This window comes from Azospirillum sp. Sh1, assembly GCF_008365135.1.
Classification (GTDB): Bacteria; Pseudomonadota; Alphaproteobacteria; order Azospirillales; family Azospirillaceae; genus Azospirillum; species Azospirillum oryzae.
On record NZ_VTTK01000011.1, the window covers coordinates 174,831 to 190,921 of the forward strand.

Annotated in this window: 11 protein-coding genes; 5 read left to right on the forward strand and 6 right to left on the reverse strand. The window is 68.5% G+C overall.

Annotated features, from left to right (window positions below; all coding sequences use genetic code 11):
* Window positions 1–37 precede the first annotated feature (37 nt).
* The 4 genes from FZ029_RS13995 (at window position 38) to FZ029_RS14010 (ending at window position 5,615) form a co-directional block, all read left to right on the forward strand.
* Window positions 38–556: a TRAP transporter small permease gene (locus tag FZ029_RS13995; RefSeq protein ID WP_149269773.1), complete on the forward strand. Its 519-nt coding sequence runs from the start codon at window positions 38–40 to the stop codon at window positions 554–556.
* A complete protein-coding gene (locus FZ029_RS14000) occupies window positions 553–1,830 on the forward strand; it encodes a TRAP transporter large permease (protein ID WP_149269774.1) in 1,278 nt (425 codons plus the stop codon). Before FZ029_RS13995 ends, FZ029_RS14000 begins: the two co-directional genes overlap by 4 nt.
* A 382-nt stretch (window positions 1,831–2,212) precedes the next feature.
* Window positions 2,213–4,951, forward strand: coding sequence for a sensor histidine kinase KdpD (locus tag FZ029_RS14005; protein WP_149269775.1), 2,739 nt, complete (start codon window positions 2,213–2,215; stop codon window positions 4,949–4,951).
* On the forward strand, window positions 4,914–5,615 hold the full coding sequence (locus tag FZ029_RS14010; protein WP_282184175.1) for a response regulator: 702 nt from the start codon (window positions 4,914–4,916) through the stop codon (window positions 5,613–5,615). The genes FZ029_RS14005 and FZ029_RS14010 overlap by 38 nt, the downstream gene beginning before the upstream one ends.
* Window positions 5,616–5,630: 15 nt before the next feature.
* Here FZ029_RS14010 and FZ029_RS14015 read toward each other — a convergent pair whose 3' ends face one another.
* The 6 genes from FZ029_RS14015 to FZ029_RS14040 all read right to left on the reverse strand — a co-directional run bounded on the left by FZ029_RS14015 (window position 5,631) and on the right by FZ029_RS14040 (window position 15,189).
* Window positions 5,631–7,436 (reverse strand): thiamine pyrophosphate-requiring protein, encoded by a 1,806-nt coding sequence (locus FZ029_RS14015; protein ID WP_149269776.1) that lies wholly within the window; start codon window positions 7,434–7,436, stop codon window positions 5,631–5,633.
* Window positions 7,437–7,550: 114 nt separating this feature from the next.
* Window positions 7,551–10,658, reverse strand: coding sequence for a molybdopterin dinucleotide binding domain-containing protein (locus tag FZ029_RS14020; RefSeq protein ID WP_149269777.1), 3,108 nt, complete (start codon window positions 10,656–10,658; stop codon window positions 7,551–7,553).
* Between the two features lie 73 nt (window positions 10,659–10,731).
* Window positions 10,732–11,880: an NrfD/PsrC family molybdoenzyme membrane anchor subunit gene (nrfD, locus tag FZ029_RS14025; RefSeq protein WP_211104154.1), complete on the reverse strand. Its 1,149-nt coding sequence runs from the start codon at window positions 11,878–11,880 to the stop codon at window positions 10,732–10,734.
* The gene (gene dsrO / locus FZ029_RS14030) at window positions 11,877–12,611 is read right to left on the reverse strand and encodes a sulfate reduction electron transfer complex DsrMKJOP subunit DsrO (protein ID WP_149269778.1); all 735 of its coding nucleotides are present in this window, start codon (window positions 12,609–12,611) and stop codon (window positions 11,877–11,879) included. The genes nrfD and dsrO overlap by 4 nt, the downstream gene beginning before the upstream one ends.
* A 146-nt stretch (window positions 12,612–12,757) precedes the next feature.
* Window positions 12,758–13,384 carry a response regulator transcription factor gene (locus FZ029_RS14035; protein ID WP_149269779.1) on the reverse strand — a complete coding sequence of 209 codons (627 nt, stop codon included), beginning with the start codon at window positions 13,382–13,384 and terminating at the stop codon, window positions 12,758–12,760.
* Window positions 13,381–15,189 (reverse strand): PhnD/SsuA/transferrin family substrate-binding protein, encoded by a 1,809-nt coding sequence (locus FZ029_RS14040; RefSeq protein ID WP_149269780.1) that lies wholly within the window; start codon window positions 15,187–15,189, stop codon window positions 13,381–13,383. Before FZ029_RS14040 ends, FZ029_RS14035 begins: the two co-directional genes overlap by 4 nt.
* Window positions 15,190–15,503: 314 nt before the next feature.
* Between FZ029_RS14040 and FZ029_RS14045 the strand changes: the two genes are divergently transcribed.
* Window positions 15,504–15,926 carry a hypothetical protein gene (locus tag FZ029_RS14045; RefSeq protein ID WP_149269781.1) on the forward strand — a complete coding sequence of 141 codons (423 nt, stop codon included), beginning with the start codon at window positions 15,504–15,506 and terminating at the stop codon, window positions 15,924–15,926.
* The last annotated feature ends 165 nt before the right edge of the window (window positions 15,927–16,091 follow it).

The following is a 16,091-nucleotide window of genomic DNA, read 5'->3' on the forward strand; positions in this document are numbered from 1 at the left end:
CGCACCCCCGCGGGCCGGACCGGAGCACCCCCTTGCGATGAAATCCCTGTACGTCAAGGCGGAGACGGTGCTGGCGACCGCGCTGCTCGCCGTCATCGTCCTGCTGGTCTTCGTGGCCGGCATCAGCCGCTGGTTCGGCTATCCCCTGGTCTGGTCGGTGGACGTCGCGCAGCTGCTGTTCGCCTGGGCCAGCTTCCTCGGCGCCGACCTCGCGCTGCGCAAGCATGCCCATATCGGCATCGACTACATCGTCAAGCGCCTGCCGCCGCGCGTGCGCGCCATCCTGGACATCCTGCTGGCGCTGCTGGTGCTGGCCTTCCTGCTGACCATGGCGATCAAGGGCTACCAGCTGACGATGCTGAACCTGGAACGCCAGTTCGGCGACAGCGGCATCAGCTATGCCTTCGTCACCTCGGCGGTGCCGGTCGGCTGCCTGCTGCTGTCGTTCACCCTGCTGGGGCAGACTATGGCAGCCATCGGCCGGCTTCGCCGTACCCCGCGCCCGATCTTCAATACGCCGTCGGACGTCCCGGTGGCGGAGGAGGTGATACCGTGATCCTGCTCGCCCTCACCTTCTTCGTCCTGATGGCGCTGGGCGTTCCCATCGCCTTCGCCATCGGCATGGCCGGCTTCACCTTCTTCCTGACCAACGGCATCATCCCGGTGTCGATCGGGGTGCAGCAGGTCGCCACCGCCTCGCAGAGCTTCCCGCTGCTGGCCGTTCCCTTCTTCGTGCTGGCCGGTCACATGATGAACCGGACCGGCATCACCCACCGGCTGATCGGCTGTTCCAACGTGCTGGTGTCGTGGATGTCCGGCGGGCTGGCGCAGGTCTGCATCGTGCTGTCCACCCTGATGGGCGGCGTGTCCGGCTCCGCCGTCGCCGACGCGGCGATGGAGGCGCGCATCCTGGGTCCGGACCTGATCCGCAGCGGCTATTCGAAGGGCTTCACCTCGGCCGTCATCGCGGTGGGATCGCTCATCACCGCGACCATCCCGCCCAGCCTGGGCCTGATCCTGTATGGCTTCGTCGGCAACGTCTCCATCGGCCGGCTGTTCCTGGCCGGCATCGTTCCCGGCTTCCTGATGATGGCGGTGCTGATGGTCACCGTGTGGTGGATCGCGCGCCGCCGCGGCTATGGCGCCGCCACCACCCAGCGGCCGACCGGCAAGGCGATGTGGGAGGCGGTGGTCCACGCCAAATGGGCGCTGCTGTTCCCGGTGGCATTGCTGGTCGCCATCCGCGGCGGGCTGTTCACCCCGTCGGAGGTCGGCGCCTTCGCCGTCATCTATGCCGGCGTCATCGGCTTCTTCGTGCACAAGGAACTGACGCTGCGCGACATGGCCGACGCGCTGGTGGAGGCGGTGACGGACACCGGGCTGATCCTGCTGATCATCCTGTTCTCCGGCATGGTCGGCTACGCCATCGTCTTCGAACAGGCGCCGCAGAGCATCGCCGCCGCCATGACCGGCCTGACGCGGGAGCCGGTGCTGGTCGTTGCGCTGATCCTGGTCTTCCTGTTCGTCGCCGGCCTGTTCATCGAGAGCACGGTGCTGGTTCTGCTGCTGACGCCGATCTTCCTGCCGATCGTCCAGCCGCTGGGCGTCGATCCGGTGCATTTCGGCATCCTGATGATGACCATCGTCACGCTGGGCTCGATGACCCCGCCGGTGGGTGTGGCGATGTACACGGTGTGCAGCCTGCTGGACTGCCCGGTCGAGGAATACATCGTCGAATCCATCCCCTTCGTCCTGGCCGTGGTGGCGCTGGTCGCGGTGATGCTGCTGTGGCCCGGTCTGGTGCTGTTCGTGCCCAACGCGCTGATGTGAACGTCCCGGCAAATGTCACAGCGGAGCGGTCGGAAACCCGACTTGCAGCAATCGCGAAAGCTCCTATATGCTGTGTCGTACGCCAACAACAGAAAGGAGGTGATCTCGTGTCTCATTGTCCGTCTCACTCGTCGTCGAGCGCCAAGGCCGAGGTCTCTTTCTTCGCGAAGGGGCTTTCGGTCCGCTGAGGACTGTGCCGTGGTGTCGACGACACACGGATTGACAATGGAAGGGCTGCCGGAAACGGCGGCCCTTCTTTGTTTTTTGCGCATCCGCACCTGCTCCTCCGCCCATTGACGCGGGCGGGCGGCACGGTCACGCTGCTCCGCCTCAGGGGCAGGAGCGCGATGACGATGTGCAGCGCCGTGGAAGCGATGGACCGATGACCGAACCGGAAGCCGATGACCGGCCGTCGCCCGACGCGCTGCTGGAGGAGGCCAACCGCGAACGGCGCGGGCGCCTGAAGATCTTCCTCGGTGCGGCACCGGGTGTCGGCAAGACCTATGCGATGCTTGAGGACGCCCGCGCAAGGATTCGCGACGGCACGGAAGTGGTCGTCGGTGTGGTCGAGACGCACGGGCGACGCGACACCGAAGCCCTGCTGGACGGTCTGGACATCCTGCCGCGGCGGCGGATCGAGTATCGCGGGCGGCCCTTCCAGGAGATGGACCTGGACGCCATCCTGGCCCGCCGGCCGAAGCTGGTGCTGGTGGACGAACTGGCCCACACCAACATCCCCGGCAGCCGCCACGTCAAGCGCTGGCAGGATGTGGACGAGATCCTCGACGCCGGGATCGACGTCTTCTCGACGCTGAACGTCCAGCATCTGGAAAGCCTGAACGACGTCGTCGAACGCATCGCCGGGATCAAGGTGCGCGAAACGCTGCCCGACGGCGTTCTGCAGCGGGCCGACGAGATCGCGCTGATCGATCTGCCGCCGCAGGAACTGATCCGGCGCCTGCAGGAGGGCAAGGTCTATGTGCCCGAACAGGCGAAGCGCGCGGCCGACCATTTCTTCTCCCCCGGCACGCTGACCGCACTGCGGGAAATGGCGCTGCGGCAGGCGGCGGAGCGGGTGGACGCGCAGATGCTGCGCTATATGCGCGCCCACGCCATCGCCGGCCCCTGGCCGACGCGCGAACGCATATTGGTGTGCATCGGCGACGGGCCGCAGGCCCTGCGGCTGGTGCGGACCGCCAAGCGGGCGGCGGAACGGCGGGATGCGCCCTGGGTGGCGCTGTATGTCGAGACGCACCGCGACCATGCCCTGTCGGAAGAGGACAAGGACTGCATCGCCCAGGCGCTGCGGCTGGCCGAACAGCTGGGCGGCGAGACGGCCGTGGTCCAGGGCGAGCGGGCGGCGGCGGAGATCCTGGCCTTCGCCCGCGCCCGCAACGTCAGCCAGATCATCGTCGGCAGAGCCCATCCCAAGAACCGGCTGCGCGCGCTGCACCAGTCGGTGACCACCGACCTGCTGGCCCGCAACGAGAATTTCGACGTGATGGTGGTGGCCGGCGAGGACGAGCGGCCGGCGCGCAGCCTCGACACCAGGGCGCCCTCCCCCGCCTTCGACTGGCTGGCCTACGGCGTGGCGACGCTGACCGTCGCGGCGGCGACGGCGGTGGGGCTGCTGATCGACGTCTGGCTGCCGCTGCCAAACATCTCGGTCGCCTATCTGATCGGCGTGCTGCTGGTGGCGATCCGGCACGGGCTGGCGCCGTCGATCTATGCCTCGGTGCTGAGCTTCCTCGCCTTCAACTTCCTGTTCACCGAGCCGAAATACACCTTCGCCATCACCGACGTGCAGAACATCATGACGGTGTTCTTCTTCCTGGTGGCGGCGGTCATCACCTCCAACCTCGCCGCCCGCGTCCGCGCCCAGGTGGAGGCGACCCGGCTCAGCGCCCGACGCACCGCCAACCTCTATGACTTCAACCGCCGCATCTCGGCGGCGGTCGGGCTGGACGATGTGCTGTGGGCGGTGGTGCATCACGTCGCGGCCACCATGAACGGCCGCTCGCTGGTGCTGCTGCCGCGCGACGGCCGGCTGGAGGTCGCCGCCGGCTATCCGCCCGAGGACACGCTGGACGAGAAGTCGATGGCGGCGGCGCGCTGGTCCTGGGAGAACGGCAAGACCGCCGGCCGCGGCTCCACCACCCTGCCCGCCGCCGACTGGCTGTTCCTGCCGCTGCGGACCGGGCGCGGGCCGATCGGGGTGCTGGGCGTTCAGATGACGGAGGGGCAGCAGTTGCTGTCGCCGGAACAGGGGCGGCTGCTCGACACGCTGGCCGATCAGGCGGCGGTCGCCATCGAGCGCACGGCCCTGGTCGCCGACATCGAGACGGCGCGTGTCGCCGCGGAGACGGAACGGCTGCGCTCCGCCCTGCTGTCTTCGCTGTCCCACGACCTGCGCACGCCGCTGGTTTCCATCCTGGGGGCATCGTCCAGCCTGACCAGCTATGGCGAGGCGCTGGCCCCGGCCGAACGGACCGAACTGGTGCAGACCATCCAGGAGGAGGCGGAGCGGCTGAACCGCTTCGTGCAGAACCTTCTGGACATGACGCGGATCGGGTCGGGCACGCTGAAGCCGCGCACCGACTGGGTCGATCTGGCCGACGTGATCGCGGCGGCGCTGGACCGCGCGAAGCGGATGCTGGAGGACCGCCCGGTGCGGCTGGATCTTGAGCCGGGGCTGCCGCTGCTGCGGCTCGACCCCGTACTGATGGGACAGGTGTTCTTCAACCTGATCGACAACGCCTGCAAATACTCGCCCAACGGCAGCCCCATCATCGTCCGGGCGCGGCGCACCGGGGGCGAGGCGCTGATCGAGCTGTGCGACCAGGGGCCGGGCATTCCGGAGACCGACCGCGAGCGCATCTTCGACATGTTCTATCGGGTGGAAGCGGGCGACGCCCAGACGGCGGGGACCGGCCTTGGCCTTGCCATCTGCCGTGGTATCGTGGAGGCGCATGGCGGCAGCATCCGGGCGCTGCCCGGCCGCGATGGCCCCGGCACCTGCATCGCCATCCTGCTGCCGGTTCCGGCCGGGCCGGAGATCGCCGGGATGGAAGGAGACAGCGCGCGTGGCGAAGATTCTGGTGGCCAAGGTTCTGGTGATTGATGACGAACCGCAGATCCGCAAGTTCCTGCGCATCAGCCTGTCGGCAAACGGCTACGAGGTGGTGGAGGCGGAGAATGGGCGCGACGGGGTCGAGGCCTGCGCGCGGCATCGGCCGGATCTGGTGATCCTCGACCTCGGGCTGCCCGACCTCGACGGGCAGGAGGTCATCAGCGCGGTGCGCCAGACCTCTCCGGTGCCGATCATCGTGCTGTCGGTCCGCGCCCAGGAATACGACAAGGTGGAGGCGCTGGACCGCGGCGCCGTCGACTATGTGGTCAAGCCCTTCGGCGTCGGCGAGCTGATGGCGCGCGTGCGCGCCGTCCTGCGACAGCGCCCGGCCGACGCGGAGCCGCCGACCACGGTAACCGCCGGTGCCGTCGTCATCGACCTCGCCCGCCGGGTGGTGGGTCGCAACGGCGCCGAGGTCCACCTGTCGCGCAAGGAGTACGAGCTTCTGGCGATGCTGGCCCGCCACGCCGACCATGTCCTGACCCACACCGAACTGCTGCGCGAAGTCTGGGGGCCGGCGCATGTCCACGACACCGCCTATCTGCGGGTCTATGTGAAGCAACTCCGCCAGAAACTGGAAGGCGACCCCAACCTGCCGGCACTGATCGTGACGGAGCCGGGGGTGGGATACCGGTTCAGGACGGGGGCCGATTAAGTCGGCCCCGGCTGATCAGCGCTTCCTGTCTCCGCCACCATGCGGAAGGTAGCTCTGAACGAGGTCCTTGGCGGTGTCCTTCAGCATGTCCCACACCTCCGGATCGCCCTTCGCCAGCGTCGCCATCATCGCCGCTGCGTTCTTCAGCGTGATGTGCGGCGGCAACGGCGGGACGTTGGGATCGGTGTACGCCTCGACCACCACCGGCCCACGGGTCGCCAGCGCCTCGTCCCACACCTTGCCGAGGTCTTCGGGCTTGTCGACGAACAGGCCCTTGAATCCCAACAGTTCGGCATAGCGGGCATAGGGAACGTCGGGAAGCTCCTGCGATGCCTCGAACTTGGGGTTGCCAGCCTGGGCGCGCATCTCCCACGTCACCTGATTGAGGTCGCGGTTGTTCAGCACCAGCACGACGAAGCGCGGGTCGCTCCACCGCTTCCAGTATTTCGACAGCGTGATGAGGGCGTTCATGCCGTTCATCTGCATGGCGCCGTCGCCGACGATGGCCAGGACCGGGCGGTCGGGATGGGCGAACTTGGCGGCCAGCGCATAGGGCATGCCCGGCCCCATGGTGGCGAGGCCGCCGCACAGGGTGGCCTTCATGCCCCGGCGGATCTTGATGTCGCGGGCGTACCAGTTGGTGCCCGACCCGGTGTCGCAGGCGATCATCACGTCGTCCGGCAGCTTCGGCGACAGTTCCCAGAAGACGCGCTGCGGGTTGAGCGGCGTGGCGTCGTTCATGGCGCGGGCTTCCAGCACCTTCCACCAGTCGGCGACGCCGGCCTCGATCCCGTCGCGCCAGGACCGGTCCTGCTTGCGCCGGAGCAGCGGGATCAGCTCGCGCAGGGTGCCGGCGCTGTCGCCGACCAGATTGACCTCCATCGGGTAGCGGATGCTGAGCATCTTCGGATCGATGTCGATCTGCACCCCGCGCGCCTGCCCCTCCTTGGGCAGGAACTCCGAATAGGGGAAGCCGGAGCCGATCATCAGCAGCGTGTCGCAGTTGACCATCATCTCGTAGCTGGGCCGGGTGCCGAGCAGGCCGATGGAGCCGGTGACGAAGGGAAGGTCGTCGGGCAGCGCCGCCTTGCCGAGCAGCGCCTTGGCGACGCCGGCGCCCAGGATGTCGGCCACCTCGATCACCTCGTCGGTGGCGTTCAGCGCCCCGGCGCCGACCAGGATCGCCACCTTGGAACCGGCGTTCAGCACGTCGGCGGCGCGGCGCAGGTCGGCCTCCGCCGGGCGGACGACGGGGGCGGAATATCCGACGCCGGAATGGATGGTGCCATGGGCGCGCGGCGGCGTTTCCACCGCGTCCATCTCCTGCAGGTCGTTGGGCAGGATGATGCAGGTCACCGTCCGCTCGGCCTTGGCGATGCGCACCGCACGGTCCACCAGATGCCGAACCTGGGCGGGCGTGGAGGCCATGTGGACATATTCGCCGGCCACATCCTTGAACAGGGAGACGAGGTCGACCTCCTGCTGGTAACTGCCGCCGAGTGCGGTCAGCGCCTGCTGGCCGACGATGGCCAGCACCGGCTGGTGGTCGAGCTTCGCGTCGTACAGGCCGTTCAGCAGATGGATGGCGCCGGGGCCGGAGGTCGCGAGGCAGACGCCCAGCTCGCCGGTGTATTTGGCATGCGCGGTCGCCATGAAGGCGGCCAGTTCCTCGTGGCGGGCCTGGATGAAATCGAACTGGTCGCCGGTGCGGGCGAGCGCGCCGACCAGCCCGTTGATGCCGTCGCCGGGATAGCCGAAGACCCGCTTCACACCCCATTCCGAGAGCCGCTGCCAGAAGAAATCACTGACGTTCGGAGCCATTATCGCCTCTCTTGTCTCTGGTCGTGTTTCACCGCCGTGTCTGTTTCAACTGCGATCCGTCGCTTCGGTTCGCCCGAAGCGCTCGATTTTTTTGCAGCCCTGCCCCGTCCGCCATCAGGCGGAGGCGGCGAGCCGCTCCAGCTTCGCCGGGATTCCCTGGCGCACGGCGGTCCCGGCAATGGGATCGACCCACACCGACGCCCCGGCGCGGGAGGGATCGGCGATGCCGAGGTCGTTCAGGTTGATGCCGGCGCCGATCTCCGGCACCGAGGGCTGGCTGTGCCCGCCGATCAGGTGCGGTCGGGCGCCATATTCGCGGTGGCCGAAACCATGCTCCACCGCCAGCACGCCGCGCATCACGCCATGGCGGACGATGGCGGTGGCGTCCCGCATCCCGCCCGGCGTGGCGATGCGGATGCGGTCGCCGGTCTCGATGCCCAGGCGGCGGGCGTCCTCGGCGTTGATGCCGACCGGATTGTCCGGATGCAGGTGGCGCAGCCGGCCGGCGGCGATGGTGTAGGCGCTGACCAGCACCGATTTGGAGCTGACCAGTTGGAACGGCCAGTCCTCCGCCGTGTGGTGTTTATGGACCGGGCTGCCGTCGGCGAAGACCGGCTCCATCCAGGTGGCGGTGCCGGTCCAGCGCCGGCCGGTGATGCTGCTCTTCGCCGTTCCGACCGCCTCGTTGTAGACCTGCAGCGGCTTGAGAAACTTGTGGGTCGCCTTGTCGCCCTCGAAGCCTTCGGTCTGGTTCTGGTAACGGCCGCCGCGCGCCAGGATATAGGCGACCTTGCGCCACTCCTCCGGTTTCAGCGTGGCCTGCAGCGCCGGCATCACCCGCCCGACACCGGACAGGGCGATGTCGCGGTCGTCGGCATCGGCGACCGGCTGCTTGCCGAGCCACGCGATGTTGGCGCCGCCGCGCAGATACCAGTCTTCCGGCCGGTCGAGCGGATGGAGCTTGCCGTCCATGTCGGCGATGGCGTCGGCACCGAAGCCGGGCAGGCCCAGCCGCTTGGCCAGCGCGATCAGGAAGGTCTCCATCTGCACATGCAGCCCGTCGGGCAGCGCCTGCGTGCGCGGCTCCACCACCGGCCAGCGCGCGGTGCTGGTCTTGGTCGGCACGCCGCCCCAGGGCGCGGCCCAGCCCCAGGTCTCGTACAGCACGGTGTCGGGGACGATGTAGTCGGCGAAGGCGGAGGATTCGTTGATGAACGGGTCGATGGAGACGATCAGCGGCAGCGTCTTGGGGTCCTTCAGCGCCGCCTCCGCCGCGGCGCGCAGGCCGGGGATGCCGTAGACCGGGTTGCTGTTCCACAGGAACAGGGCCTTCAGGCGATAGGGGTAGCCGTCGGCAAGCCCGCTGGTCAGGTACTCGGTGGTCAGCTGCGGCGCGGCCGGATACCAGGGTGCCTTGGCCGGATAGGGCTTGCCGGCTTGCCGGTTGCGGGCGAACTCGCTGGATTTCTCGTAGGGGACCGGGCGGCTGATCGCGGTGCCGGACGGCTTCACCGCGCCGGGGAAGCTGGCCAGCTTGTAGCGGGGGCCGTCCTGTTCGTCCGGGAAACGGCCGCCGCCGAAGATGCTGCCGCCCTTCCAGTTCAGGTTGCCGATCAGCGTGTTCAGGGTGACGACACCGAAGGCGTTGTAAAAGCCGTTGCCGGCCATCATGCCGCCATGGGCGTTGGCGACCGCCTTCTTGCCATGGCTGGTGAATTCGCGCGCCAGTCCGGCGATGATGTCGGCGGGGATACCGCAGGCGTCGGCATAGCCGCGCAGGTCCAGCCGCATCGCCTCCTCGCGCAGCAAGGTCAGGCTGGTCTTGACCGCGACATCGCCGGCCGGCGTCGTCACCGCGCCGTCATGGAACAGCACCGCCGGCCCGTCCAGAACATCGTGCGCCACCGGCTTTCCCGCCGGGTCGAGCACGACAAAGGCGTCCTTCTCGCCATACCGCTCCTTCTCGTCCAGCCCGACCCAGCCCATGTCGGAGGCGCGCAGCATCCGCCCGTCGCGCGGGTGGCCCTCCTGCCGGATCACCAGATGGGTGGCGTTGCACCAGCCGGCCTCGCCCGCCGCCGTGGCGGCCTTGGCATTCGGCTGGGACAGATAGCGGCTGTCGATGCGGTCGTTCTCGAACATCCAGCGCATCATGCCCATCACCAGCGCGCCGTCGGTACCGGGGCGGATCGGGATCCAGTTCGACCGCTCCCCCGCCGCCCGATTGTCGGCGTTGGTCAGCACCGGATCGACCACCACGTAGTTCAGCACGCCGTCCGTGCGCCCCTTGGCGACCAGCATGGCCTGCCGCTTGAACGGGTTGCCGGCGTTGGAGGGGGCGGTGCCGATGAACAGCACGAATTCGGCATTCTGCAGGTCGGGCTTGGCGTGCGGCATCGCCTTCAGGTCGCCGAACACCGCGCCGGAGCCGGAGCGATAGGCGCCGCCGCAATAGGCGCCATGGCCGGCGAAGTTGATGGTGCCGAGCGCCTGATTGAAGAAGCGCCGCACGAAGGGCTCCCTTCCGTCATTGACGGAGGCCAGCAGCGCCACCTGATTGACCTTCGGCCCCAGTTCGGGAGAGGCGGGGTCGATAGGCGTCTTCATGTCGCGCAAGGTCCGCAGCCCCTCCACCGGCCCCTCGCCGAACAGGTCGCCGCCCTCGGCGATCTCCTCCACCAGCCTGTCGAAGGCGATCGGCTCCCATTGCCCGGAGCCGCGCGGGCCGACGCGCTTCATCGGCGTGGCGATGCGGAAGGGGGAGGTCAGCATCTCCAGCGCGGCGTTGCCGCGCCCGCAGGCGGTGGAGCGGCCCTGCAGCCCCTTCTCGTCCAGCCGTGACAGCGTGCGGAAGCTCTCTTCGATCGGCGTCGCATAGGGCAGGAACGGGTCGGTGGACAGCGGGCTGTAGGGGTTGCCGGCCACCCGCAGCACGCGGTTCCGCTCCACATCCACCCGCACCCGGACGCCGCACAGCGTGGTGCAGCCCAGGCAGGCGACGTTGGCGACGATCTGGCCCGGCGTCGGCTCCACAGCGCCGGTCGCCGGGTCGATGCGGAATTCCGGCTTCGGCGCATTGCCGGTGATGGTGTCGTCGGGACGCTCGCCGGCCCAGGCGCCTTTAACCAGCTTGCGGCCGGTCTCCGAGAAGCCGCCGGCGAAGGCGGCCAGCGCGCCGCCCGCGGCGGAGGAGGTCAGGATGTGGCGACGGGTGATGGACATGGTGGACACTCCGGTCTTCGCGAGCGGGGCTCAAGCGCGGATTGGCAAGCGCGGATTGGACTGGTTGGGCCAGCTATTCGGCGGCGGTCAGGCGCCCGCCGGGATGACCGGAAGCGTTGGCCGGACGACCGGCGGCGGGGGTGGCAGGGGTCTGGGACACCGGCAGCAGCGCCGTCATCAGGATCAGCAGGAACAGCCACAGCCCCGCGGTGCCGACGATGCCCATCAGCCCGTCCGGGCCGGCCGGCAGCGCGTATTCGTAGAAGCCCGCCCCGGTCTTCGGCACCGACTGGCCGCCGATGAACACTGTCCAGCGGAACATCCAGGCGCTGTGCACGGCGATCAGTCCGGTCAACAGCCCGGTTCCCGCCGGGCGGGCGATGGCGATGACAAAGGGCACCACCGTCGCGGCCACCGCCCAGACGGCGGTCACCCGCCACGCTTCCGACCCAGCCACGCTATTCAGCGCCGCCGCATGCCCTGCATCCAGCCCCGACAGGCCGAGCGCCAGCCACAGACCGCCGCACAGCATCACTGCGGCAAGTACGGCGGCAAGCAGCCGGTTGCCCAGCACCTCCACCCCACGGTCGGCGGTGCCGACGACGCGGTTGAGGATCAGCACCAGCCCGATGGCGCCGGCCAGCGCCGTCGTCAGGAACTGCACCGGCAGGAAGGGCGTGTGCCACAGCGGCCGGGCCTTCACCACCGCCACCTCGATGCCGGTGTAGAGCACCACAAGCGCCGCCCCGGACAGCACGAACAGCCCGGCGGCCCGGATCAGCCGGTCGTCGCGGCCACCGCCCAACGCCGCCAGCCGGTACAGCCCGGCCAGCCGGCTGTCGACCCGGCCATGCGCCTCCAACTCCTCGCGCAGGCAGGCCCAGCCATAGACCAGCAGGCCGCCGATGTAGAGCGGGATGAACAGCGATCCCCACCACATCCAGGAGGTCGGCCGGAACACGACGTAAAAGTGCCAGAAGCGGCCGGGCTGGTGCAGGTCGGACAGAAGCGCCACCGGTGCCGCCAACCCGCAGGTCAGCGCCACGATCAGGGCGAGCCGCCCCAGCGGGCGCCAGCCGTCACGGGCGAAGGCGTAGCCGGGCAGGCTGAGCAGCAGGCCGCCGACCGACAGGCCGATCAGGAAGAAATACTGCACGGCCCAGGGAAGCCACGCGACCTCGCGGGTCACGTTGATGACTTCGACGATGTGCGTGTCCATCATGCATGCTCCTTCCCGGCTTGCGGCGCCGGCCGCCACAGGGTCGGCGTGCCGTCCACCTTGCCCTGCATCTTCGGATCGAGGCCGATGTAGAAGACCCGCGGCTGGGTCTCCATCTCGGGCTTCAGCACCTTGGGGTTCTGCTCGCGGACCAGCTTCGACACCGTGCTGTCGGGGTCCTTCAGGTCACCGAAGATGCGGGCGCCGCCGACGCAGGTCTCGACGCAGGCGGGCAGCAGCCCGGCTTCCACGCGATGGACGCAGAAGGTGCATTTGTCGGCGGTCTGGGTTTCGTGATTGATGAAGCGGGCGTCGTAGGGGCAGGCCTGGACGCAATAGGCGCAGCCGACGCACACCGAATTGTCGACCACCACGATGCCGTCCCGCCGCTGATAGGTGGCGCCGGTCGGACAGACCGGGATGCAGGGCGGATCCTCGCAATGGTTGCACAGGCGCGGCAGCATGCAGGAGCCGGCCCGGCCCTGTTCCGTCACCTCGTAGGTGGACACGATGGTGCGGAAACTGTTTTCCGGAACGTCGTTCTCCATGATGCAGGCGACGGTGCAGGCCTGGCAGCCAACGCATTTGCGCACATCGACCACCATGGCCCAGCGATGCGCCGCGTCACCGGTTGCCGTGACGGCACCGGCGTCAGCGGGTACGGCCGCCAGCGTGGCGGCGCCGACGGTCGCGGCCCCGGCGCCCAGGCAGAAGTTGCGTCGTGATCGGTCCATGACAGGCTCTCCCGGCACCCATTCCCAGCCCGCGAAACATGCGGGCTGATTTCAGGGCCAAGGATAGCCAGGGGTACGGCGGCGCCCCATTGCGGTGTTCCCCACACTTTTTAGGGTTTTCCCCCGCGACGCCAAGCCGCAGGCTGCTATTCCGCCTCCAGCAGCAGCCGGGTCAGGTCGGAGACCGACGCCACTTCCAGCTTGTCCATCACATTGTGGCGGTGGACCTCAACCGTCTTCATCGACAGGTTGATCTCGGCGGCGATGACCTTGTTGGGCTTTCCGGCGACCACCAATGCCGCCACCTGCCGTTCGCGCGGGGTCAGCCGGCCGATCAGCGCGCGGACGGCGCGCTTGCGGTCCGCCGCCTCCCAGGCACGGCGGGACTTCTCCAGCGCCTCATGCACGCGGTCGAGCAGGAGCTGGTCGTTGAATGGCTTTTCGATGAAATCGACCGCCCCGGCCCGCAGCGCCCGCACCGCCATCGGCACGTCGGCGTGGCCGGTGACCACCACCACGGAGAGCAGCGACCCCGCCCGCGCCAGCGTGTCCTGCAGTTCCAGTCCGCTCATGCCTGGCATGCGGACATCGGTGACGAGGCAGCCCGGCCGGTCGGGCTTGAGCGCCCGCAGGAACTCCTCCGCCGAGGCGAAGCTCTGCACCTCCAGCCCCAGCGAACCGATCAGCCAGTCCAGCGAATGGCACATCGCCGGATCGTCGTCCACCACATAGACGGTTCGCGGCGGGGCCGAGTTCTCCGCTTCATGGCTCATGGCGTGTCTTGCTCCTGTGCCGCCGGCAGAACGAAGCGCATCTCCACGCCCCCGCCGGGATTGTCCGCGGCCCACAGATGGCCGCCATGGGATTCCAGGATGGTCCGGCAGATCGACAGGCCCAGGCCCATTCCCTCCGGCTTGGTGGTGAAGAAGGGGTCGAACAGCCGCTCCCGCGCCTCCGCGCTCAGGCCATGGCCGCGGTCGGCGACCGTCACCCTTACCCGCCCGTCGACATCTGGTCCGGTGCGCACGGTGATGCCGTCGGCCGGCGGGCACCCCTCCATCGCGTCCAGCCCGTTCTTCATCAGGTTGAGAACGACCTGTTCGATCTGCACCGCATCGGCCGCCACCCGAGGCAGCCCGTCGGCCAGATCGAGCGTCACCGCAATGCCGGCGCTACGCGCGCGGTCGGCGCACAGGGCGGCGGCGGCGCGGACGGCGTCGTTGATGTCCACCGGCTCGATCTGCGGAGCGCGCTTGCGGACGAAGTTGCGGATGCGGGCGATGATGTGGGCTGCGCGGTCGGCCTGATCGGCGATGGCGCGTGTGGCGTCGGCCAACTCGACGGGCCGGCCGGTGCCGGCCTCCAGCCGGCGTGTGCAGCCGCGCGCATAATTGGCGATGGCGCCCAGCGGCTGGTTCAGCTCATGCGCGAGGTTGCTGGCCATCTCGCCCAGGATCGACAGGCGGGCGACATGGTCGATTTCGCGCTGGCGTTCGCGGGCATTCTCCTCGGCGCGGCGACGCTCCGCCATTTCACGGACGAGGTCGCGGTTCGCCGCCCGCAGCTCGGCGGTGCGGACCTTGATGAGATGCTCAACCCGCAGCGAATGGATCGTCCACCACAGCAGGGCCAACGCCGCAAGCGCCAGCCAATGCCAGTTCTCGCGCGCCAGATCTACCAGCGAGACGTCGCGCAGCGACCGGTAGGGACCGATGCGCAGGGAGCGGAACAGGGCGTGGACCGGCTGGTAGTCGCGCGGCACCGCCCAGCCCTGGTAACCTCCGGCCTTTGCTGCGGGGTGGTCCGGCGGCATCTGGAACAGGGCGACCACCGCCTGCTTCGCCAGTCCTTCCGGCGTGCCGGCGAGACGCGCCAGCGGCCAGTCGGGATAGAGGTCGGTGGAATGGGCGCAGGCGAAATCCGGCGCGCTCCGCGGGCCGAGGACGCGGAAGGCCGCCGGGTCGATCCGTCCCTCCGCCACCAGTTCCTCCAACACGCAGGCGCGCAGCACACCGGCATCCACCGTCCCGTCGCGCACGGCGAAGGCGACCCGGTCCACCGGGAAGCCGGAAAAGCGCAGGTCCTTCAGATCGCGGAAGGGATCGACCCCGGCATCCAGCATTTCCCCCCAGGCGACCTGGAATCCACCGAAGGCATCGGGGTCGATGGCCATCAGCGTCCTCCCGCGAAGGTCACGCAGTGCCGTCAGGTCGCGGCGGTCGGCACGCACGATGATGGCCGAGCCGATTGCGTTGCCGGAGGACGGTCCGGACTGCAGGGTGGCGATGCGGGTGACGCCGTACCGCGCCTCCAGATCGACATAGTTGCCGGTGTTGGTCAGGATCAGGTCCACCGTCCGGTTCTGCACGGCGGCTTCCATCCCGGCGAGGTCGAGCGCCACCATCTCCGCCCCGCAACCGGGGAAATGATCGCCGAGATAGCGGATCGTCGGTTCCCACACCGCCGCCGCATGCTCCTCCCCACGGTAGGCGAGCACGCCGACCCGGATCGGCGGCTCGGCAGCCCATCCGTACGACGACAGCAACAGCAGGATGACGGAAAGCAGGCGGACGACCATGGCGGCTGAACTTGCGAGGGGGTTGAGCCCTTTAGCGCGTCCACCGCCCCGGCACAAGGCGGCGCACGGTCACGGAGGTCAGCGAGGGGGCGAAACGCTTTCCATCCCGCGCAGTGGGGTGTCGGTAGCGCCCTGCCTCCGCCACCGTCCGAATTGCATGATCGCGATGTCGCCGAACGAACTCCGCTTCGACGTGTCGCGGCTGGCGCGGCCGAGAGCCGCCGTCTGCGGACCTCCGACTTCGCCAGATCGGCGATGGTGCGGACCGTTCGCGTCGATGGCGCGTTATGGAATGCAGCAACAGGGAGACAGACATGGCCGAAGCCAACCTCAACGACCGATCAAGCTTCGAACGGGCTTACGACCGGCATTCCTTCGAGCAGGATGCGGCAAAGAACGCGCGCAGCGACACGACGGTCGTCCACGGCGTGACCATCCTTTCCGCCCCGGATGCCGAAGGGCGGGTCGAATTGTCGCGTGCCTCCCAACATGCGGGGGAGGGAAACCCGGAGAGCGATACCGTCTTCGTCGCTGCCTTCCGGCATCACGACACTGCCGCTGACACCGCCAGCACCTACGCGAGTTCGGTCGAGCCGGCCGCCGAAGCTCACGGTGAAGCCACCAACGACGACTATCGGAGCTTCATCGATCAGCTTCTGAACACGGCGAAGAGCGTGCAGTTCAAGCCCAAAATCGGCCGCGGCGAAGAGCGGTTGAAAGGCTTTCACGGCGGATAAGCGGCTCCGTGCTTCAAACCAAGAACGCCGAAACGCCCCGGCTCTGATGAACCGGGGCGTTTCGAGATGGTGTGAAGATGCAAGCTTATGCTTCGTGTTATGCGTCTCTTGAGGCTGAGTGACCTGGCGGCGACCTACTCTCCCACGTCTTAAGACGCAGTACCA

What these genes read in the sequence shown, in the direction of transcription:
- FZ029_RS13995 (WP_149269773.1), top strand. Translation starts at nt 38, where the DNA reads ATGAAATCCCTGTACGTCAAGGCGGAGACGGTGCTGGCGACCGCGCTG.
- FZ029_RS14005 (WP_149269775.1), top strand. Translation starts at nt 2,213, where the DNA reads ATGACCGAACCGGAAGCCGATGACCGGCCGTCGCCCGACGCGCTGCTG.
- FZ029_RS14015 (WP_149269776.1), bottom strand. Translation starts at nt 7,436, where the DNA reads ATGGCTCCGAACGTCAGTGATTTCTTCTGGCAGCGGCTCTCGGAATGG.
- FZ029_RS14020 (WP_149269777.1), bottom strand. Translation starts at nt 10,658, where the DNA reads ATGTCCATCACCCGTCGCCACATCCTGACCTCCTCCGCCGCGGGCGGC.
- nrfD (WP_211104154.1), bottom strand. Translation starts at nt 11,880, where the DNA reads ATGATGGACACGCACATCGTCGAAGTCATCAACGTGACCCGCGAGGTC.
- dsrO (WP_149269778.1), bottom strand. Translation starts at nt 12,611, where the DNA reads ATGGACCGATCACGACGCAACTTCTGCCTGGGCGCCGGGGCCGCGACC.
- FZ029_RS14035 (WP_149269779.1), bottom strand. Translation starts at nt 13,384, where the DNA reads ATGAGCCATGAAGCGGAGAACTCGGCCCCGCCGCGAACCGTCTATGTG.
- FZ029_RS14040 (WP_149269780.1), bottom strand. Translation starts at nt 15,189, where the DNA reads ATGGTCGTCCGCCTGCTTTCCGTCATCCTGCTGTTGCTGTCGTCGTAC.
- FZ029_RS14045 (WP_149269781.1), top strand. Translation starts at nt 15,504, where the DNA reads ATGGCCGAAGCCAACCTCAACGACCGATCAAGCTTCGAACGGGCTTAC.